Origin of the sequence: Mesorhizobium sp. NPDC059025 (genome assembly GCF_042739655.1) — a bacterium.
GTDB lineage: Bacteria > Pseudomonadota > Alphaproteobacteria > Rhizobiales > Rhizobiaceae > Mesorhizobium.
The window spans coordinates 99,768-117,591 of the sequence record NZ_JBHYIM010000005.1; the positions used below are offsets into that span (position 1 = coordinate 99,768).

General features: G+C 63.2%; 19 protein-coding genes. 3 read left to right on the forward strand and 16 right to left on the reverse strand.

The features are described 5' to 3' along the window. The first annotated feature begins 1 nt into the window (after position 1). Positions 2 to 1,429 (forward strand): gamma-aminobutyraldehyde dehydrogenase, encoded by a 1,428-nt coding sequence (locus ACFWYE_RS14075; protein WP_379112117.1) that lies wholly within the window; start codon positions 2 to 4, stop codon positions 1,427 to 1,429. Between the two features lie 142 nt (positions 1,430 to 1,571). Here the strand turns inward: ACFWYE_RS14075 and ACFWYE_RS14080 are convergent, their stop codons facing one another. The 14 genes from ACFWYE_RS14080 to ACFWYE_RS14145 all read right to left on the reverse strand — a co-directional run bounded on the left by ACFWYE_RS14080 (position 1,572) and on the right by ACFWYE_RS14145 (position 14,107). Next, positions 1,572 to 1,886, reverse strand: coding sequence for a hypothetical protein (locus ACFWYE_RS14080; protein ID WP_379064435.1), 315 nt, complete (start codon positions 1,884 to 1,886; stop codon positions 1,572 to 1,574). A gap of 83 nt (positions 1,887 to 1,969) precedes the next feature. Further along, entirely contained in the window at positions 1,970 to 2,332 is a 363-nt protein-coding gene (locus ACFWYE_RS14085) for a nuclear transport factor 2 family protein (protein ID WP_379064433.1), read from the reverse strand. 78 nt (positions 2,333 to 2,410) lie between these two features. Continuing rightward, positions 2,411 to 2,884 carry a carboxymuconolactone decarboxylase family protein gene (locus ACFWYE_RS14090; protein WP_379064431.1) on the reverse strand — a complete coding sequence of 158 codons (474 nt, stop codon included), beginning with the start codon at positions 2,882 to 2,884 and terminating at the stop codon, positions 2,411 to 2,413. A 108-nt stretch (positions 2,885 to 2,992) separates the two neighbouring features. Further along, positions 2,993 to 4,585 carry an alpha/beta fold hydrolase gene (locus ACFWYE_RS14095; protein ID WP_379112119.1) on the reverse strand — a complete coding sequence of 531 codons (1,593 nt, stop codon included), beginning with the start codon at positions 4,583 to 4,585 and terminating at the stop codon, positions 2,993 to 2,995. Positions 4,586 to 4,717: 132 nt separating this feature from the next. Further along, a complete protein-coding gene (locus tag ACFWYE_RS14100) occupies positions 4,718 to 5,218 on the reverse strand; it encodes a hypothetical protein (RefSeq protein ID WP_379064427.1) in 501 nt (166 codons plus the stop codon). 16 nt (positions 5,219 to 5,234) lie between these two features. Further along, entirely contained in the window at positions 5,235 to 5,768 is a 534-nt protein-coding gene (locus ACFWYE_RS14105; RefSeq protein ID WP_379064425.1) for a hypothetical protein, read from the reverse strand. Further along, positions 5,735 to 6,130 (reverse strand): hypothetical protein, encoded by a 396-nt coding sequence (locus ACFWYE_RS14110; protein WP_379073208.1) that lies wholly within the window; start codon positions 6,128 to 6,130, stop codon positions 5,735 to 5,737. Before ACFWYE_RS14110 ends, ACFWYE_RS14105 begins: the two co-directional genes overlap by 34 nt. Positions 6,131 to 6,151: 21 nt before the next feature. Continuing rightward, entirely contained in the window at positions 6,152 to 6,529 is a 378-nt protein-coding gene (locus ACFWYE_RS14115; RefSeq protein ID WP_379112121.1) for a hypothetical protein, read from the reverse strand. Between the two features lie 496 nt (positions 6,530 to 7,025). Beyond that, entirely contained in the window at positions 7,026 to 7,289 is a 264-nt protein-coding gene (locus ACFWYE_RS14120; RefSeq protein ID WP_379064423.1) for a formate dehydrogenase subunit delta, read from the reverse strand. Next, the gene (gene fdhD / locus ACFWYE_RS14125) at positions 7,279 to 8,103 is read right to left on the reverse strand and encodes a formate dehydrogenase accessory sulfurtransferase FdhD (RefSeq protein ID WP_379064421.1); all 825 of its coding nucleotides are present in this window, start codon (positions 8,101 to 8,103) and stop codon (positions 7,279 to 7,281) included. Before fdhD ends, ACFWYE_RS14120 begins: the two co-directional genes overlap by 11 nt. 46 nt (positions 8,104 to 8,149) lie before the next feature. Then, positions 8,150 to 11,029, reverse strand: coding sequence for a formate dehydrogenase subunit alpha (fdhF, locus tag ACFWYE_RS14130; RefSeq protein ID WP_379064419.1), 2,880 nt, complete (start codon positions 11,027 to 11,029; stop codon positions 8,150 to 8,152). Positions 11,030 to 11,039: 10 nt separating this feature from the next. Continuing rightward, positions 11,040 to 12,596, reverse strand: coding sequence for a formate dehydrogenase beta subunit (locus ACFWYE_RS14135; RefSeq protein ID WP_379112123.1), 1,557 nt, complete (start codon positions 12,594 to 12,596; stop codon positions 11,040 to 11,042). Next, positions 12,593 to 13,072: a formate dehydrogenase subunit gamma gene (locus ACFWYE_RS14140; RefSeq protein WP_379112125.1), complete on the reverse strand. Its 480-nt coding sequence runs from the start codon at positions 13,070 to 13,072 to the stop codon at positions 12,593 to 12,595. The genes ACFWYE_RS14135 and ACFWYE_RS14140 overlap by 4 nt, the downstream gene beginning before the upstream one ends. 105 nt (positions 13,073 to 13,177) lie before the next feature. After that, complete coding sequence (locus ACFWYE_RS14145; RefSeq protein ID WP_379064413.1) at positions 13,178 to 14,107, reverse strand: LysR family transcriptional regulator; 930 nt, start codon at positions 14,105 to 14,107, stop codon at positions 13,178 to 13,180. A 244-nt stretch (positions 14,108 to 14,351) separates the two neighbouring features. On the opposite strand from ACFWYE_RS14145, the gene ACFWYE_RS14150 reads away from it, so the two are divergent. Beyond that, entirely contained in the window at positions 14,352 to 15,575 is a 1,224-nt protein-coding gene (locus ACFWYE_RS14150; RefSeq protein WP_379112127.1) for a diguanylate cyclase, read from the forward strand. 24 nt (positions 15,576 to 15,599) lie between these two features. Here the strand turns inward: ACFWYE_RS14150 and ACFWYE_RS14155 are convergent, their stop codons facing one another. After that, positions 15,600 to 15,977: a VOC family protein gene (locus tag ACFWYE_RS14155; RefSeq protein WP_379112129.1), complete on the reverse strand. Its 378-nt coding sequence runs from the start codon at positions 15,975 to 15,977 to the stop codon at positions 15,600 to 15,602. Between the two features lie 174 nt (positions 15,978 to 16,151). Between ACFWYE_RS14155 and ACFWYE_RS14160 the strand changes: the two genes are divergently transcribed. Then, a complete protein-coding gene (locus ACFWYE_RS14160; protein ID WP_379112130.1) occupies positions 16,152 to 17,324 on the forward strand; it encodes an Mrp/NBP35 family ATP-binding protein in 1,173 nt (390 codons plus the stop codon). 13 nt (positions 17,325 to 17,337) lie between these two features. On the opposite strand, the gene ACFWYE_RS14165 is transcribed toward ACFWYE_RS14160, so the two are convergent. Further along, entirely contained in the window at positions 17,338 to 17,823 is a 486-nt protein-coding gene (locus tag ACFWYE_RS14165; RefSeq protein WP_379112132.1) for a hypothetical protein, read from the reverse strand. Between the last annotated feature and the right edge of the window lies 1 nt (position 17,824).

Sequence of the window (17,824 nt, forward strand, 5' to 3'; positions counted from 1 at the left end):
CATGGATACCGAGATGCTGATCGGCGCTGCGTTCGAAAAGGGCGCCGAGGCCGAGGAAGCCGTGCTGAACCCGCGCACCGGCGCCACCATCCTCAGCCTGCCGGAAGCAAGCGAAGCGCAGATCGAGCGCGCGGTCGCCGCCGCCGAGAAGGCTTTCACCACGTGGTCGCGCACCACACCGGCGCAGCGCTCGGCCTATCTGCTCAGGATCGCCGACCGTATCGAGGCCGAGGCGCAGGAATTCGCCGCACTCGAGGCACTGAACTGCGGCAAGCCGATCAATGCCGTGCTCAATGACGAAATTCCGGCCATCGTCGATTGTTATCGTTTCTTCGCCGGAGCGGTGCGCTCCATGCCCGGCCAGGTGGCTGGCGAGTATCTGCCGGGCCACACCTCGATGATCCGCCGCGACCCGATCGGCATCGTCGCCTCGATCGCACCGTGGAACTATCCGCTGATGATGATGGCATGGAAACTCGCTCCAGCCATCGCCGGCGGCAACACGGTGGTGTTCAAGCCGTCGGAACAGACACCGCTCACCGCGCTGAAGCTGTCCCGCATCCTTGCGGATATCCTGCCGGAAGGCGTCGTCAACGTCGTGCTCGGCCGTGGCGAAAGCGTCGGCAGCCCGCTGATCAATCATCCCAAGATCAACATGATCTCGATCACCGGTGATATCGCCACCGGCAAGAAGGTGCTGCAGGCGGCCGCCAAATCGGTCAAGCGCACGCATCTGGAGCTGGGCGGCAAGGCCCCGGTCATCGTCTTCGATGATGCGGATCTCGACGCCGTCGTCACCGGCCTGCGCGCCTTCGGCTACTACAACGCCGGCCAGGACTGCACTGCCGCCTGCCGCATCTACGCCGGCAGGAAAATCTACGACAAGCTGGTCTCGCAACTGTCGTCGGCGGTATCGACCATCAAATACGATCAGGCCGACGACACCGAGAACGAGATCGGGCCGCTGATATCGCGGCGCCAGCGCGACCGTGTCGCTTCCTTCGTCGAGCGTGCCTCGGAGCTGAAGCACATCGAGATCACCACCGGGGGCAAGCCGGGCGGAGGCTCGGGTTTCTACTTCCAGCCGACAGTTGTCGCCGGCGCCCTGCAGGATGACGAGATCGTGCGCCGCGAGGTGTTCGGGCCGGTCGTCTCGATCACCCGCTTCTCCGACGTCGACGAGGCGGTCGGCTGGGCCAATGACAGCGACTACGGTCTTGCCTCTTCCGTGTGGACCAAGGACATCTCGCGCGCCATGGCCACCGCCGCCCGCCTGCAATATGGCTGCACCTGGATCAACACCCACTTCATGCTGACCAACGAGATGCCGCATGGCGGCCTGAAGCAGTCCGGCTACGGCAAGGACATGTCGGTCTACGCGCTGGAAGACTACACCGCGGTGCGCCACGTCATGGTGGCGCACGGGTAGAGCAATTCCAGGAAAAGTGTGTAACGGTTTTCCGTCCGGAATTGCGTAAAACAAAAAAGTCAGAGCGTTTCCGGGTTTCCGTGAAAAACGGAAACGCTCTTGGGTCCTTCTCCCCGTGAACGGGGAGAAGGAAGAGAAAGCGCTACTCCACCACCCGGAAGATCTGCCAGAGGCTCGAGCCTGACACCACATAGGGCTCGATCTCCTTGCCCCATTTGGCGTGCGCGTCGATCTTGCCGATCCTGGCGAAGAATTCCTCCAGCCGGGCAAGACTCTCGACCTGGTGATGTGTCTCGATCGTCGCCTCGCGCGCGCCGATCGATCCGGTCATGATCTGGAATTTGAGGTCGGCGATGTTGACCTGCGAGCCGATCTCGCGTTCCCATTTCCGCATCAGCTCTAGTACGGTCTGCTTGTGACCGAATTTGGCATCGATCTGCCATCTGGCGCTGAACATGATGTTCTCCTCCCTGGTTGCGACCCGAACACTCTGAAACAGGGCCCCATCCCGACTGATCGGGCCGGGGCTTCGCCGTTGATCTATTCGTCCCAGGCCTGCACGACAGTCTGCCGCGCGATGAGGCCGTTTTTCAGCTCGAGTGTCGCTGCGCAGAACACCTTCGTACCGTCCGGATAAGCGCAGGCCTGGGTGAAGGCGAGGTTGTCCCCTTCGGCGATGGTGGTGTCGACCTTGTGGGTCATCGCCCGGCTGCAGATATCGTCCCAGAAGGTGCTGATCGCGGCACGGCCGCGGATCTCACGCGGCTTGCTCGGCGGGTTGTTGCGGTCGATCACGCGCACCAGCGCATCGTCCGCGTAGAAGCTCGACAACATCTTGCCGTCGCGCCCCTCGATCGCCTTCTTGATTGCCACACCGTCCACTGCTTTTGTCTTGGTCAGCATTTTTGATCTCCATGACCCGTTCGGCCGGGTGTTCGATTGGATCGGATGCCGCCCGACGCCCATCGCCGGGCAGCCTGGTCACTGCGACTTCGGCTTGGCGCCGGCGAACAGCGCGTCTGTCTGCTTCTTGAAGGTTGCCATGTCGACCTGGCCGCCATTGAGCATCGTCGACCAGTGGCGCACGATGGCCGCCATCGCCACGGCCTCCTTGATTTCTTCGTCGCTCGCACCGTTGGCCCTGGCCGCCAGCGTGTGGAAGTAGATGCAGTACTGGCAGGGGATCTGCGATGCCACGGCAAGTCCCATCAGCTCCTTGGTCTTGCCGTCCAGCGCGGTCTTGGGATTGAGCTGGATCCCCTTGATCTCGGCCCAGGCGCCGGCAACGGCGGCGTCCGGCAATGTCTTGAACATGTCCGGCACCGAGCCAAGCGTGGCCTGGATGTCCTTGTAGGCGGCTGTTGCCGAAGCATCTTCGGCGCGCGCCGGCGCGACCGCCAGCAATGCAGCTGCCGCCAATGCCAGCAATCCGGTCTTGCCAATCAGTCTCAGCATTTCATCCTCCATTCGCAGGGCCGTAACGGCGACATCGCCTGGCCTGCATGGAGACAAATCGTAAGCCTCAAGGTGCTCCGAGCGCTTCGCTCGAAAGCGCCATGGCTCTCATGGCCCGTCCGGGCCAGCATGCCTGGCCGAAAAGGCCGCCGCGGCTGCCCGCGACGGAAGGTCGAGCTTGAGCAATATGTTGGCGACGTGCCGCTTCACCGTATGCTCGCTGAGCTTCAGTTCGGCGGCGATCGCCGCATTGCTCTTGCCGTCGGCGATCAGGCTCACCACTTCGGTTTCCCGCGCCGTCAGCGTGGCTGGCTCCAAAGGTCTGGCTTTGGAACGACAGGCCGGTTCCAGATGTTGTTCCGAGGTTGCCTGGACCACTGGCAACGGTTCGCCCAGCTCGTCGAGGCTGACGTGGCCGGCGTCGATGAAACGCAGGCCGGAGCCGACCGCCAGTTCGGCGACCAGCCGTGAGGCGATGATGTCGCCGCGCGACGCATGCGTCGCGAGCTGCATGGTCACCCGTGCCGTCAGCCCGGCCGGCTGGCCACGCAGTTCGATCTCTCCGACATGGGCGCCTTGTGCGCTCGCCACCCCGATCTGCTGCGCCGCTTCGCGCAGGGCGGCCGCGCAGCGTATGGCGCGCGCCGGCCCGTCGAAGCGCGCAATCATCAGCTCGCCATGCATTCCGGCGACGCGCCCGCCATGGCGACCGACCAGCAGTCGCCATGTCTCGTGGAAGCGTTGGCTCCGCTCGCTCCACATGCGGTCGCCGAGTCTGGCGGTGTCGTAGATACGCGTCGCCAGCAACGCGGCGAGCACACGTTCGGTGTCGGCTACAGCCGGTTGACCGGTCAGGAATTCTTCCATGAGGTCTGCCACACGGTCGACGTCGCCTGTCCAGATCGGATGATCACGCCCGGGGATCTCGACGAGCCGTGCGCCCTGGATTTTCCTGGCGAGGAAACGGCTGGCCTCGGGGTCGACGCGCACATCATTGTGGCGATGGATGAGCAGTGTCGGTGTGTTGATCGTCGACAGGATGCCGCGCACATCGTCCCCGGCATCCATGCGGGCAAGAACCGATGCGGCGGTCGGACTGGCAGACAACCTCTCGAACCGTGCCCACCATTGGATGAAATGTGTGTCGTCCATCCGGCCCGGCGCGAAACTGGGCAAGGTCGCGCCGGTACCCCACGAAGTATCGGCTGTTTCAAGGAAGGTTTCCAGGCGTTCCGGCGGCATCACCCATTTGTGGAAATGTGCGTAGCCGCCATAGAGAACCAGCGCTCGCGTCCGCTCCGGATAGGTGGCGGCGAACAGCATCGCCATCGGCGCGCCTTCCGACGCGCCAAGCAATGCCGCGCGGCCGCTGCCGGCAGCGTCCATCACCGCACGCACGTCGTCCATGCGGCTTTCGGGGCTGGGCAGGTGGCGGCTGTCGACGCGGTCGGAAAGCCCGGTGCCGCGCTTGTCGAACAGGATCAGCCGCGAGAAGGCGGAGAGCCGTCTCAGCAGGCGGCTGTAACCCTCGTCTTCCCAATGCAGGTCGAGGTTGGAGATGAAGCCCGGCACGAAGACGAGATCGAACGAACCCTGGCCGACCACCTGGTAGGCGATCCGCACATCCCCGCTACGCGCGTATCTGGTCTCGATCGACCTCACGCGACTGCCCGCCAACCAGACGATCCCTGTCTTGATCATAGCAGAAAATGCCGGCGGCCGCTCAGACAAATTTTACAGACTGAAATAATCAATGGAGACTTGGCATTCCCCGGCCGCTACCGCGGCGGACGGCAAGCGTCGCGACGCGGACAATTGAAGCCATGAGGCACCTCACTCGCAGCGCAGCGTCACGGTCCCCTGGTAATTGCCGGCGGCGTAGATGCCCGAGCTTTTGGTCGCGATCAGGTCGATCTGAACGCTGTGTGGGCCGTTCAGCACCGTGACCGGGGTATTCTGGGGCTGGTCGGTTGCGCTGCCGTCGATGCGGAAGACCGTATTGAAACTGACATTGGTGCCGCCGCCGGAGGGCGCGCTCGAAAAGCTGGCCGGCGGCACCACGGACAGGGCGAAACAGTTCAGCAGTTGAGCGAGGCTGCACAGGACACCAAGAAGGCCGGGCTGGATGGTGATGGAGGCGGTGGCGGAAGCACCGCCGGCCAGTTTTGAGCTCAGCACGGACGTGTTGGCATTTGTCACCAGGGTTCCGGTCCGTGTCACCATGATCGTGCAGGTGCCGTCCAGGGCCGCGGACGCGGGGGTGGTGACCAGCGCGGATATCGCAAACGCGGCTGTCAGGCGCAGTGCAGCGATACGCAAGGAGGTGCAGGACATCGTGGCACTCCGTCGGCTATTTGCCGTCGCCCCGCGCGCTCCAGCCCTCGGATACCCAGTTCTTGCTCTTGCGCTGTGCCTTGGCCTGACGTTTCACCGGAACGGTGGTCGTCGTCGATGCCGGTTGCGCGGTCGATGCGGTGGTCATGCCGGCATCGGGACCGACCCCCATTTTCATCAGGTCGAGTTCTATCTGCAGGCGTTCGACCTCCAGATTGTAGAGCTTGGAGCAATCGAGTCGTTTAGGCCTGCTGCCGAGCGGGATCACCACGCGGCCGTAAGCCGCCATGTCTTGTGTGCTCACGGCTGCACTGTTCCTGATGACGCCCATGTCGAGATACGCGCCGGAGCCGGAAATCGATGAGCTGCATGTCGTGCCGTCTGCCGCGCGCACTTCATCCTGTCCCTGCGGGAGAGCCACCCCAGGCAGATCGAAGCCGTTCTGGTTCTGGACGAGCTTGTAGACATCCTCGGCGTCGGCCTGCCATGCGCCGGCTCCGATCAACGCAAGCGTGGTCAGGAGCGTCTTTGTCCAAGAAACTTTCCGCATATCTGTGCCCTTATCTGGGTTTGATCATTTGGAAACGGGATGCTTTCCGTGCAGATTCGAACCTTGCGCTCGGTTGTGCCGTTGAATGGAACGACGACGAGAACCGGACGCGAGGCATCGCCCCCAAGCATGAATTCGGAAGGGCTGACGCGCGCGTCCTTGACCGGGTAGAAATCCTGGTCGTAGACGCGGACCGAGATCTTGATGCGTTGCTTGTAGGGGTTGGCCGGGTAGACGCGCACGGCGAAGGCATTGGAGAAGCTCATGATTTCGCCACGCATCGGCGACATCGACTGAGCCGAAACCGCTGCCGGAAGGACGCACAACAGGGCCAAGGGCCCGTACAGGCGCTTGCTGATCATCATTGTCCCTTTCGAGCTGCTCTAGGGTTCGCAGCGAACCGTAACCGTCGCCTGGTAGTTGCCTGCCACGAATGTATCCGAGCCCGTCTTGGCACCGGCCAGATTGACGGTCACCACGGACGTCCCGGGTCCCGTCAATGCATGAGAAGCGCCGCCTTCCGGGAAATTGTGCGCACCTGAGACCGCGTAGGTCGGAGTCCACGCGATGGTGCCGCTGTCGGCGGCCGGTGTGGTGACGCCGGTCACGGCGGAATCGACGCTGAGCGTCACACCGCCTGTGGTTGCAAGATTTGCCGTGCCGGCCGTGCCGCCGCTGTTGTGTGAACTGAGGGACTGAAGGTTCGGACTGACGGTCATCGTGCCGTTGGAGCCGACCGTCAGGACGCAGACAGAAGCCACTGTTCCATTGAATATCACGCCTTGCGTTGCGGCGAACGTAACAGAAGAAGATGCCGCAAGCCCAAGAAACGCAAGTCCAGGTAAAATACCTTTCATGCGGAGAGCCCTCTCCTTACTGAATAAGGAAACGCTTAAACACAAGTATTCTTAAGTCAAGAAGTTATTGTTCATGTGCGTAGCGCTGTACGCCGTACGTCACATTTACAAGGGCAGATCCAGAGCTGTGGTTCGATTCAATTCTTGTGTTTTTGAATGTATCTCTAATATTCTTCGATCTAAATTAGAGGCAGAAAAATAAAGGTCAGGAATCCGCAACCATTGGATGCGCGTTGCTACTTGGAAAAAATCCATGACAAGTGGCCAAAATTTGGACAGATGGATTGTTTTCTGGGTGCTGCGCACGACGAAGGAATCGGCGACTCGCAAAGGACTCCGGGCTTTTTACAGCGGCAGACGTGTCAAAGACGGGTCGGTGGACAGCAATCCGCCGTCAAAATCAGGCGGCGGGCCGCTCTTCCGGAGCCGGACGGCGAATCAGTGGCGACGCGGCAAGGACCAGCTCGTCGAAACCCTTTCCGCCAGCGTCGATCATCTCGAACATCTGGCGGCGCATACGGGGCTCCCAGAACTTGTTGATGTGCTCGGCCACGCCGGCAATGCCTTCCTCGCGCGGCTTGGAGTGGAAGAAGGTCGCGATCTGGTTGGCCATCCGCACCAGCTTTTCGCGCGTGGAGGCGACATGATCCTCATCATGCGACATGTTGGGAAACTCCGCTCAAGACCCGCTCCGGGCGGGTGAAGATGTCGAACTCGTCGCCGCGCACCAGCGCCACCAGCGTCATGCCGGCGGCTTCGGCGGTACGGATGGCCAGTGCTGTCGGCGCCGAGACGGCGATGATGAAGGGCGCGCCGATAGCCGCAGTCTTCTGCACCATCTCGACCGAAACGCGCGAGGTGACGACGACCGCGCCAGCCGTTCCATCGATGCCGGCCCTGGCCAGGGCGCCGGCCAGTTTGTCCAGGGCGTTGTGACGGCCGACGTCTTCGCGCGCCGCCACCACCCCCTTGCCGGGCAGGTAGAAGCCGGCGGCATGCACCGCGCCGGTCTCGGCATGCAGCGGCTGTTGTTTCGACAGCGCCTTGACCGCGCCGGCGATGTCGTCGGCGGTCAAGGTCAGTCGCGACGCTTCGACGGCGTCGACCGAGCGCATTGCTTCCTCGATGGATTCAATGCCGCATAGCCCGCAGCCGACCGGACCTGCCAGCCGCCGGCGCCGTGCCTCGAACCGTGTGTTGGCCTTGTCCTTCAGCCGGATCTGGATGTCGATGCCAGCCTCGACGTCCTGCACTTCGAAGGATTCGATCTCGTCCGGCGAGCCGACGATGCCTTCGGTCAGTGAAAAGCCGAGCGCGAAATCCTCGAAGTCGGCGGGCGAGGCCATCATCACCGCATGGGTGGTGCCGGCATAGGAGAGCGCCACCGGCGTTTCCTCCGGCACCATGCGCGCAGCCGCATTCGTTCCGCCAGCGCGGCGGGCAATGCGGGTCGTCGACGTGGTGGCCGGACGGATCATCTTTCTTCTCCCCGTGAACGGGGGAAAGAGAATGCCAAGCGCCTGTTCACTCCGCCGCCTCGAGATGGCCCTTGATGCGCCGGCTCTGGCGGGCCTGCTCATTGTAGTCCTTCTGCCACTCGGTCGGACCGTTGGACGGCGCCACCTGCACGGCGGTGACCTTGTATTCCGGACAGTTGGTCGCCCAGTCGGAGTAGTCGGTGGTGATGACGTTGGCCTGCGTGTCCGGATGGTGGAAGGTGGTGTAGACCACACCCGGCGAGACACGGTCTGTGATCAGCGCGCGCAGCGTCGTTTCACCCGCACGGCTTGCCAGCCGGATCCAGTCGCCGTCACGGATGCCGCGGTTCTCGGCATCGTGCGGATGGATCTCCAGCCGGTCCTCGGAATGCCACATGACGTTGTCGGTACGCCTGGTCTGCGCGCCGACATTGTACTGCGAGAGAATGCGGCCGGTGGTCAGCAACAGCGGGAAGCGCGGGCCGGTCCGTTCGTCCGTTGCCACATATTCGGTGCGGATGAACTTGCCCTTGCCGCGCACGAAACCGTCGATATGCATGATCGGCGTGCCTTCCGGCGCCTTCTCGTTGCAGGGCCACTGCACCGAACCCATCTTCTCGAGATAGTCGTAGGACACCATGGCAAAGCTCGGCGTGGTCTTGGCGATCTCGTCCATGATCTGCGACGGATGCGCGTAGTTCCAGTCGAGCCCGAGCGCCTTGGCGAGGTTCTGTGTCACTTCCCAGTCGGCGTAGCCGTTCTTCGGGGCCATCACCTTGCGCACGCGGTTGATGCGGCGTTCGGCATTGGTGAAGGTGCCGTCCTTCTCGAGGAAGGTCGAGCCGGGCAGGAACACATGCGCGTAGTTGGCGGTCTCGTTGAGGAAGAGATCCTGGACCACCACGCATTCCATGGCGGCAAGGCCCGCCGAGACGTGCTTGGTGTCGGGGTCGGACTGCAGGATGTCCTCGCCCTGGATGTAGATGCCCTTGAACGAGCCGTCCACGGCTGCGTCCAGCATGTTGGGGATGCGCAGGCCGGGTTCGTCGTCCAGCTTCACGCCCCACAGGCTTTCATAGATGTCGCGTACCGCGTCGCCGGAGATATGGCGATAGCCCGGCAGCTCGTGCGGGAAGGAGCCCATGTCGCACGAACCCTGCACATTGTTCTGGCCGCGCAGCGGGTTCACGCCGACACCGCGCCGGCCGATGTTGCCGGTCGCCATGGCAAGGTTGGCGATGCCGATCACCGTGGTCGAACCCTGGCTGTGTTCGGTGACGCCGAGGCCGTAATAGATCGCGCCATTGCCGCCGGTCGCGTAGAGGCGCGCCGCTCCGCGGATCAGTTCCGGGTCGACGCCGGACAATTTGCCGACTTCTTCCGGGCTGTTCTCAGGCAGCATCACGAAGGACGCCCAGTCCTGGAACTCGTCCCAGTCGCAGCGTTCGCGGATGAAGGCTTCGTCGAACAGGCCTTCGGTGACGATGACATGGGCAAGCGCCGTCACGACGGCCACGTTGGTGCCCGGCTTCAGCGGCAGGTGATAGGTGGCCTTGGCGTGGACCGAATTGACCGTCTCGGTCTGGCGCGGGTCGAGCACGATCAGCTTGGCACCCTGGCGGATGCGCTTCTTCATGCGCGAAGCGAAGACCGGATGCGCCGCCGACGGATTGGCGCCGATGACCATGATGACGTCGGAGTCCTCGACCGAATCGAAATCCTGCGTGCCGGCCGAAGTGCCGTAGGTCTGGCCGAGCCCGTAACCGGTCGGCGAGTGGCAGACGCGGGCGCAGGTGTCGACATTGTTGTTGCGGAAGCCCTGGCGAACCAGCTTCTGCACGAGATAGGTCTCTTCATTGGTGCAGCGCGACGAGGTGATGCCGCCGATGGCGCTGCGGCCATACTGGTACTGGATGCGGCGGAACTCGTTGGCGGTATGGGTCAGCGCCTCTTCCCACGACACTTCGCGCCATGGGTCGGTGATCTTCTCGCGGATCATCGGGTTGAGGATGCGGTCCTTGTGGGTCGAATAGCCATAGGCGAAGCGGCCCTTGACGCAGGAGTGGCCGCGATTGGCCTTGCCGTCCTTGAACGGCATCATGCGCACCAGTTCGTCGCCGCGCATCTCCGCCTTGAACTGGCAGCCGACGCCGCAATAGGCGCAGGTCGTCACCACCGAATGCTCGGGCTGGCCGATCTTGATCAGCGACTTCTCCGACAGCGTCGCGGTCGGGCAAGCCTGCACGCAGGCGCCGCAGGAGACGCATTCGGAATCGATGAAATGTTCGTGCATGCCGGGCGAAACCCGGCTGCCGAAGCCGCGACCCTCGATGGTCAGCGCGAACGTGCCCTGCACCTCTTCACAGGCGCGCACGCAGCGCGAGCAGACGATGCACTTCGAGGGATCATAGGTGAAATACGGGTTGGACTCGTCCTTCGCCATCCAGCGGAAGTTCGCTTCGCCGTCATTCTTCTTGAAGACGTGATTGTCGCCTTCATAGCCGTAGCGCACGTCGCGCAGGCCAACGACGCCAGCCTGGGTCTGCAGTTCGCAATTGCCATTGGCGGCACAGGTCAGGCAGTCGAGCGGATGGTCCGAGATGTAGAGTTCCATCACCCCGCGGCGGATGTCCTTCAGCCGCTCGGTCTGGGTGCGCACCACCATGCCCGGTGTCACCGGCGTGGTGCAGGAGGAGGGGGTGCCGTTGCGGCCTTCGATTTCCACCAGGCAGAGGCGGCAGGAACCGAATGCGTCGACCATGTCGGTCGCGCAGAGCTTCGGAATGGCGATGCCGGCATCCATCGATGCCCGCATGATGGAGGTGCCTTCCGGCACGGTGACCGTGAAGCCGTCAACGGTCAGCGTGACCTGCTTCTCCGATTTCGAAGCGGGCGTGCCGAAGTCGATTTCATGAATGAGACCCATGGCCAGGCTCCTATTCAGCAGCTTCGGCGACAGGCGCCGGCTTGAAGTCTTCACCAAAATGCTTGATTGCGCTCATCACCGGGTAGGGCGTGAAGCCGCCCAGCGCGCACAGCGATCCGAACTTCATCGTGTTGCAGAGGTCGGTGACCAGCTCGAGGTTCTTCTCCGGTTCGATGCCGGCCGCGATCCTGTCGATGGTCTCGACGCCGCGCGTCGAGCCGATGCGGCAGGGCGTGCACTTGCCGCAGCTCTCGATGGCGCAGAATTCCATGGCGAAGCGCGCCTGCTTCAGCATGTCGGCGGTGTCGTCGAACACGGTGATGCCGGCATGGCCGATCAGGCCGTCGCGCTTGGCGAATTCCTCATAGTCGAACGGCGTATCGAACAGGTCGCGCGGGAAATAGGCACCGAGCGGCCCGCCCACCTGCACGGCCTTCACCGGCCGTCCCGAGTGAGTGCCGCCGCCGATCCCGTCGACGATCTCGCCCAAGGTCAGGCCGAAGGCGGTCTCGAACAGGCCGCCATATCTGACGTTGCCGGCGATCTGGATCGGGATCGTGCCGCGTGAGCGGCCCATGCCGAAGTCCTTGTAGAAGGTCGCCCCCTTGTCCATGATGATCGGCACGGAGGCGAGCGAGATCACGTTGTTGATCACCGTCGGCTTGCCGAACAGGCCCTGGATCGCCGGCAGCGGCGGCTTGGCGCGCACCACGCCGCGCTTGCCTTCCAGAGAGTTCAGCAGCGAGGTTTCCTCACCGCAGACATAGGCGCCAGCGCCGACACGGATCTCGATGTCGAACGCATTCGGCGAGCCGAGAACGGTGGCGCCCAGCACACCGGCCCTGCGGGCGACCTCGACGGCCTTGTTCATCGTCGCCACCGCATGCGGATATTCCGAACGGATGTAGACGAAGCCCTTGGTGGCGCCCGTGGCGATGCCGGCGATCGTCATGCCTTCGATCAGCACGAACGGGTCGCCTTCCATGATCATGCGGTCGGCGAAAGTGGCGCTGTCGCCTTCGTCTGCGTTGCAGACGATGTATTTGCGGTCGGCTGCCGTATCGAGCACCGTTTTCCACTTGATGCCGGTCGGGAAGCCGGCACCGCCGCGTCCGCGCAGGCCGGACTCGGTGACCTGCCTGACGATGTCGGCGGGCACCATGGCAACGGCCTTGCGCAAACCGTCGAGGCCGCCATGCGCCTCATAGTCTTCCAGCGAAACGGGATCGGTGATGCCGCAGCGGGCAAAGGTCAGCCGTGTCTGCCTGGCGAAGAACGGAATGTCTTCCGGGTCGCCGAGTGCCAGCTTGTGCTGGCCACCGGCGAGGAAACCTGCGTCGAACAGCCCTTTGACGTCGGCAGCCTTCACCGGGCCGTAGGCGCGGCGGCCTTCAGCCGTCTCCACCTCGATCATCGGTTCCAGGAAATAAGCGCCGCGCGAACCGTTGCGCACGATTTTCGCCGCGACGCCGCGCTCCGCCAATTCCCTGGCTGTCGCCTTGGCAACTTTTTCGGCGCCGAGCGCCAGCGCGCCCGAGTCGCCCGGAATGTAGATGGTCGCGCTCATCGGCGTACCTCCGCGACGATCTCGTCGATCGCCTCGTCGTCCAGCCTGCCGATCACTTCGCCATTCAGCATCGCCGATGGCGCGCAGGCGCACAGCCCGAGGCAATAGACCGGCTCCAGTGTAACAGAATTGTCCTTGGCCGTCTCGTGGAAGCCGATGCCAAGCGCCTGCTTGACCTTGGCGGCGATCACGTCCGAACCCATCGACTGGCAGGCCTCGGCCTGGCAGAGCTTCAGCACATGGCGGCCGGCCGGCTGCTTGCGGTAATCGTGGTAGAAGGTGGCGACGCCGTGAACTTCGGCGCGGGAGAGGTTGAGCGCCTCGGCGATCACCGGCAGCGCTTCCTGCGGCACGTAGCCGAACTCTTCCTGGATGCCGTGCAGGATAGGCAGGAGCGGCCCCTCGAGGCTCTTCATTTCGCCGATCAGCGCGGCGGTGCGTGCCGCTATCTCGGTACTTGCAGGCTGCATCGTCATGCAGCGCCCTCCCTGACACGACGCCCTTTGGGCGCCTTTGGTCTATTAAACGCGATGCAAACCCTTGGAATCAATAAAGCTGTTTCGTCGTATGATAAAAATTTTCTATCGATTGCGGGTCGGCTGAACCTTAGCCGCGGCCTCGCGGCGCAGATCGCCTGCCAGCGCCGTCGCCTCGTCCAGCAGCGCCTGCACCAGCGGTGTCTGTGGATCGCGTGGCGCCGTCACCAGCCCGACGGCATGGCGTGCGTCCGGCTCGACGATCGGGATCGCCCGGATCGGTTCGGAAAAGCCGAATGTTTCCGCGAGGTTGAGCGGCATGATCGACGACCATTTGCCGGTCCGGATATGCGAGAACAGCACGATCATGGAGTTGCTCTCCAGCGTCGGGCGCACCTGCACGCCGGCATCCGCCAGATGCTGGTCGATGATGCGGCGGTTCTGCATGTCGGGCGTCAGCAGGCAGAGCGGCAGGCTCGACACCTCTTCCCAGGTCACCTTTTCGCGATCGGAATATTCGGTCCCGGCTGCCGTGATCAGCTGATAACGCTCGTCATAGAGCGGCACGCTTGTCACACGGCCGAGCGGCTCGTTGTCGAGATAGGTGATGCCGGCATCGATATCGAGATTGCCGAGCAGCGACAGCACTTCGATCGAGGTGCGCGACAGCACCGAGAAGGTGACGCCGGGATGCTTTTCGCGGAACGGTGTGGTCAGCCTCGCCACCATGGCGAGCGCGGTCGGAATGGCTGCGATGCGGATGCGGCCGGACAGACCGTGCTTGGCCGCACGCATCTCTTCCTTCATCGAGCGCGTGTCGCTGACGATGCGCCGCGCCCAGGTCAGCACCTGTTCGCCTTCCGGCGTCAGGCCCTGGAAGCGCGAGCCGCGCTTCACCAGCATGACGCCGAGCTGGTCTTCCAGCTGCTTGATGCCGGCCGACAGGGTCGGCTGTGTCACCCCGCACATCTCGGCCGCACGGCCGAAATGCTCCTCGCGAGCAAGGGCGATGAAAAATTCCAGCTTGTCGATCATGCGGTGTGTTTAATGTGAACCATCATTGAAACTCTTGTTTAAAGCAATTCCAGGAAAAGTGCGCAGCGGTTTTCCGTCCGGAATTGCGTGAAAACAAAGAGCTGGAGCGTTTCCGCGTTTCCTTCAAAAACGGAAACGCTCTAGTCGTGGACGACACCATCTTTGAAGGCAAGCGGGGGCTGCCAGGGGATAAGGTTGCCGGCATGTGCCGTGCGGGCGACCTTTGATGAACGGGAGCCCGAGAATGGATGCAGTGCAGGCCGATCTGGACATGCGCGAGGCGGCACGCCTGGCAGCACTTGACCGGTATGATTTCCTCGACACGCCGCGTGAAGCCTCCTTTGATCGCATCGTGCGGTTGATCCGGACGATCCTGGACATTCCGGTCGCCATCGTTTCCGTCATCGACGCTCATAGACAATGGTACAAGGCCTGCGACGGCCTGGGCGGCTCGGAGGCAGGCCGACGCAACACGTTCTGCCGCTATACGATCCTGCAGGATGAACCCCTGGTCGTGCCGGATGCCCGGCTCGATCCCCGATTCGCCGAAAATCCCTATGTCGTGGGCGATCCCCATGTCCGCAGCTATGCCGGCGTACCGCTGCGCACCAGCGATGGCCACAACATCGGCAGCGTCTGCGCCATCGGCTTCGAGCCGCGTGGTTTCAGCGAAAAGGAGCTTGGCATCCTGGTTGATTTCGCGGCCATGGCGATGAACGAGATCGAGCTGCGCCAGCGCGTTTCGACAGACATGCTGACAGGCATCCTGTCGCGTCGTGCTTTCATGGAGGTCGCCAGGCGGGATTTCGCGCTGGCGCAGCGCCAGTATGGCAATGTCGCCGTGATTGCCTTCGACATCGATCATTTCAAATCGATCAACGACACGCTCGGTCACAGCGCCGGCGACACCATGTTGCAAAGCGTGGCCGAGCATTGCGCCAACACGCTGCGCGAAACCGATGTCTTCGGCCGGATCGGTGGTGAGGAATTCGCACTGCTGGCCCATGCCGGCCGCAATGGCGCTTTCGAGACGGCTGAGCGTCTGCGCACGACCATCGAACGGATGCGTGTCCGGCACGGCGATATCATGCTTCAGGCGACGGCAAGCTTCGGCATAGCCCTGCTCGATCCGGCCGCGCCGAACCTCGAGGCGCTCATCGAACGGGCGGATGCAGCCATGTACCAGTCCAAGCAGGCAGGGCGTAACCGCTGCACGCTTTGGCAGTCCGCCCAAGCGCACGCCTCGCGCCGGCGTGTCCTGAAGGCCGGGTCGATCATCTTCAACAACCGCTCATCGACCATCGACTGCACCGTGCGCGGCATTGGCGAGGATGGCGCCACATTGGATATCTCCAGCGCCATCGGTATCCCCAACCGTTTCCATCTGGCCATCGCGTCCGACAGGTTCGAGGCCCAATGCCGGATCCTGTCGCAACAGGAAAAGCGGCTGGAGGTCGCCTTCGTCTAGGGCTCACGACCGCCGCCGTGCCGGTTACTGGTCTATGAGGTTCAGGATGTTGCCGTCCGGATCCTTGAACCAGGCGACCTTCATGCCGTGGCCGACATGGATGTCGCCGTCCAAAGTGGTGCCCGGCATGTCGTAGTGCTCGAACGATACGCCTTTCGACCTCAGCTCCTTGACGATGTCGTCGATCTGCGGGCCGACGGCCCATGTCACGGAAGTCGCCTTGTTGGTGCCGGCGAATTCGGAACGGTAGACCACGAGCACAGTCTCGCCGCTCTTCAGCACGACGACGTCGTCGTCCATGTGCGAGACCTCTTCCAGCCCCAGTATGCCCTGGTAGAAGGCGCGCGCGGCCTTGACGTCGCGGACAGCGATGTTGGCGGCTGCATTGTTGTTGGCAAGCATCTGCAATCTCCCTTGCTCTGGTTGGTTCGCCAAAAGCATGCCGGCGAACTGATTGTGTGCTTCCCGAGGACGCATGAACTGGCCCTATCCCGACGGAACGGGCCGAATTATGTGTTGGTCTGGTGCAGGAAGTGCACTATTTCAGGCCCAGGCAACAGACAGAAGAAGCAGCGCATGTCCGTAACCAAGGAAGCCGTCATCGATCGCCTGAAGACGATCAGCGGGCCGGATTTCTCCGGCAACATCGTCGATCTCGGCATGGTATCGGAGATCTTCATCGCCGATGCCAAGGTCTTCTTCTCCATCACGGTCCCGGCTGCCCGCGCCCAGGAGATGGAGCCGCTGCGTGCGGCGGCCGAGCGCGTCGTGAAAGCCATTCCAGGTATTGCCGGTGCGGTCGTGGCGCTGACAGCCGAGAAAAAGAGCGGCGGCATGGAAGCGCCGGTGCCGCAGCGTCCAGTCCCGCCCCGTCCTGCCGCGCCGCCCGCCGCGGCAGCGCCCGCACCGCGACAGGCGCCGCCGTCGCAGAGCTCCGGCAAGCGCGGCGTTCCCGGCATCGAGGCGATCATCGCGGTCGCTTCCGGCAAGGGCGGCGTCGGCAAGTCCACCACCGCTGTCAACATTGCGCTCGGCCTCGCCGCCAACGGCCTGAAGGTCGGTGTTCTCGACGCCGACATCTATGGACCTTCCATGCCGAAGCTGCTCGGCATCCACGGCAAACCCGAGACGGTCGATGGCAAGGTGTTGAAGCCGAAGGAAAATTACGGCCTCAAGGTGATGTCGATGGGCTTCCTCGTCGATGAGGAAACGCCGATGATCTGGCGCGGTCCGATGGTGATGTCAGCGCTCACCCAGATGCTGCGCGAGGTCGAATGGGGGCCGCTCGACGTGCTGGTGGTGGACATGCCGCCCGGCACCGGCGACGCCCAGCTGACCATGGCGCAGCAGGTGCCGCTGGCCGGCGCGGTGATCGTCTCGACGCCGCAGGACCTGGCCCTGATCGACGCCCGCAAGGGTTTGAACATGTTCAGGAAGGTTGACGTGCCGTTGCTCGGCATCGTCGAGAACATGAGCTATTTCATCGCCCCCGACACCGGCAAGCGCTATGACATCTTCGGCCATGGCGGTGCGCAGAAGGAAGCCGAGCGGCTCGGTGTGCCGTTCCTCGGCGCGGTGCCGCTGGAAATGGGCATTCGCGAGAGCTCGGATGCCGGCGCGCCGGTGGTCGCTGCCAAGCCCGATGGCGCGGAAGCGAAGATCTACAAGGATATTGCCGCGAGGACCTGGGCGCAGCTGCAGGCTGGAAAGAGCGCTGCCGAAGCCGGGCCCAGCATCGTTTTCGAGTAGGCAGCCAGTCGCGCTACAGGCGCGAAAGACTGCTGCAGGACACCTCGCGTTCGTTGTCCTGGAACGAGGCATCGCCGACACGGTAGGGGCCGTCGCTGCCCAGTTCCTTCGCTGCCCAGGCTTTCAATTGCTCGGTGTCGGCTTTGGTGACGAAGCTAAGCTCCGTTCCCGGCGACGTGCCGGGTCCGCGATAATAGAGCTTGGGGAACAGGTCGATCAGCAGTGGATCTTCGGCCGACGCGCAGACATGCGTGAAAGACAGGCCGCGGATATCGAGGGCCGGCTTCAGCGCCCAGCAGGTCTGGCTGTCGACGCGGTCTCCGGCACTCAGCTGGATGTGCTTGTATTTGTTGAGGTAGAGCAGCGTCGCGGTCGGTTCGGGATCGCTCTTGCAGGACAGTTGCCCTACGACATGGTCGGCGAACACCTCGTTGTCTTGCGCAGCCACCGCCGGCAGCGCTGCCGTCAATGACAAAGCGACAAGCCATTGGCGTTTCATA

What these genes read in the sequence shown, in the direction of transcription:
- ACFWYE_RS14135 (WP_379112123.1), bottom strand. Translation starts at nt 12,596, where the DNA reads ATGAGCGCGACCATCTACATTCCGGGCGACTCGGGCGCGCTGGCGCTC.
- fdhD (WP_379064421.1), bottom strand. Translation starts at nt 8,103, where the DNA reads ATGATCCGTCCGGCCACCACGTCGACGACCCGCATTGCCCGCCGCGCT.
- ACFWYE_RS14120 (WP_379064423.1), bottom strand. Translation starts at nt 7,289, where the DNA reads ATGTCGCATGATGAGGATCATGTCGCCTCCACGCGCGAAAAGCTGGTG.
- ACFWYE_RS14155 (WP_379112129.1), bottom strand. Translation starts at nt 15,977, where the DNA reads ATGCTTGCCAACAACAATGCAGCCGCCAACATCGCTGTCCGCGACGTC.
- ACFWYE_RS14110 (WP_379073208.1), bottom strand. Translation starts at nt 6,130, where the DNA reads ATGATCAGCAAGCGCCTGTACGGGCCCTTGGCCCTGTTGTGCGTCCTT.
- ACFWYE_RS14145 (WP_379064413.1), bottom strand. Translation starts at nt 14,107, where the DNA reads ATGATCGACAAGCTGGAATTTTTCATCGCCCTTGCTCGCGAGGAGCAT.
- ACFWYE_RS14080 (WP_379064435.1), bottom strand. Translation starts at nt 1,886, where the DNA reads ATGTTCAGCGCCAGATGGCAGATCGATGCCAAATTCGGTCACAAGCAG.
- ACFWYE_RS14085 (WP_379064433.1), bottom strand. Translation starts at nt 2,332, where the DNA reads ATGCTGACCAAGACAAAAGCAGTGGACGGTGTGGCAATCAAGAAGGCG.
- ACFWYE_RS14160 (WP_379112130.1), top strand. Translation starts at nt 16,152, where the DNA reads ATGTCCGTAACCAAGGAAGCCGTCATCGATCGCCTGAAGACGATCAGC.
- ACFWYE_RS14150 (WP_379112127.1), top strand. Translation starts at nt 14,352, where the DNA reads ATGGATGCAGTGCAGGCCGATCTGGACATGCGCGAGGCGGCACGCCTG.
- ACFWYE_RS14075 (WP_379112117.1), top strand. Translation starts at nt 2, where the DNA reads ATGGATACCGAGATGCTGATCGGCGCTGCGTTCGAAAAGGGCGCCGAG.
- ACFWYE_RS14140 (WP_379112125.1), bottom strand. Translation starts at nt 13,072, where the DNA reads ATGACGATGCAGCCTGCAAGTACCGAGATAGCGGCACGCACCGCCGCG.
- ACFWYE_RS14090 (WP_379064431.1), bottom strand. Translation starts at nt 2,884, where the DNA reads ATGCTGAGACTGATTGGCAAGACCGGATTGCTGGCATTGGCGGCAGCT.
- fdhF (WP_379064419.1), bottom strand. Translation starts at nt 11,029, where the DNA reads ATGGGTCTCATTCATGAAATCGACTTCGGCACGCCCGCTTCGAAATCG.
- ACFWYE_RS14100 (WP_379064427.1), bottom strand. Translation starts at nt 5,218, where the DNA reads ATGTCCTGCACCTCCTTGCGTATCGCTGCACTGCGCCTGACAGCCGCG.
- ACFWYE_RS14105 (WP_379064425.1), bottom strand. Translation starts at nt 5,768, where the DNA reads ATGCGGAAAGTTTCTTGGACAAAGACGCTCCTGACCACGCTTGCGTTG.
- ACFWYE_RS14095 (WP_379112119.1), bottom strand. Translation starts at nt 4,585, where the DNA reads ATGATCAAGACAGGGATCGTCTGGTTGGCGGGCAGTCGCGTGAGGTCG.
- ACFWYE_RS14165 (WP_379112132.1), bottom strand. Translation starts at nt 17,823, where the DNA reads ATGAAACGCCAATGGCTTGTCGCTTTGTCATTGACGGCAGCGCTGCCG.